This is a genomic window from Devosia chinhatensis (assembly GCF_000969445.1).
Lineage (GTDB): Bacteria > Pseudomonadota > Alphaproteobacteria > Rhizobiales > Devosiaceae > Devosia > Devosia chinhatensis.
On the sequence record NZ_JZEY01000072.1, the window covers coordinates 1 to 496 of the forward strand.

The 496-nt window shown below is 56.0% G+C and carries 2 protein-coding genes; one reads left to right on the plus strand and one right to left on the minus strand.

The window, feature by feature from the left end; translation table 11 throughout:
* Positions 1-100 precede the first annotated feature (100 nt).
* Positions 101-292 (plus strand): TM2 domain-containing protein, encoded by a 192-nt coding sequence (locus VE26_RS17575; RefSeq protein ID WP_046106503.1) that lies wholly within the window; start codon positions 101-103, stop codon positions 290-292.
* On the opposite strand, the gene VE26_RS16795 is transcribed toward VE26_RS17575, so the two are convergent.
* Positions 205-396, minus strand: a complete 192-nt coding sequence (locus VE26_RS16795) for a TM2 domain-containing protein (RefSeq protein ID WP_046106503.1) — start codon at positions 394-396, stop codon at positions 205-207. The genes VE26_RS17575 and VE26_RS16795 overlap by 88 nt on opposite strands.
* Between the last annotated feature and the right edge of the window lie 100 nt (positions 397-496).

Below are 496 nucleotides of genomic sequence, written 5' to 3' on the forward strand. Positions count from 1 at the left end.
ACGTGCAGAAACTTGGGCAGCAGTGTGGGATGTGTAAAGGGCACCCAGCGGGCAGAGGATGGGTGCGCGAAATAGATAGGACGCAGAAAAAGGAGACGAGATGACCGCTGATCGCGCTTATGCCCAATATGACATCGAAAAGAAATCCCTGGTGGTGGCCTACGTGCTCTGGGCGTTCCTGGGATATGTGGGGGCGCACCGGTTTTATCTTGGCAGGCCGCTGAGCGGGATGTTCATGCTGATGCTGTACAGCATCAGCATGAACATCCCGCTCAGCGGCCTGCCAAGATAAAACCGGTGCGCCCCCACATATCCCAGGAACGCCCAGAGCACGTAGGCCACCACCAGGGATTTCTTTTCGATGTCATATTGGGCATAAGCGCGATCAGCGGTCATCTCGTCTCCTTTTTCTGCGTCCTATCTATTTCGCGCACCCATCCTCTGCCCGCTGGGTGCCCTTTACACATCCCACACTGCTGCCCAAGTTTCTGCACGT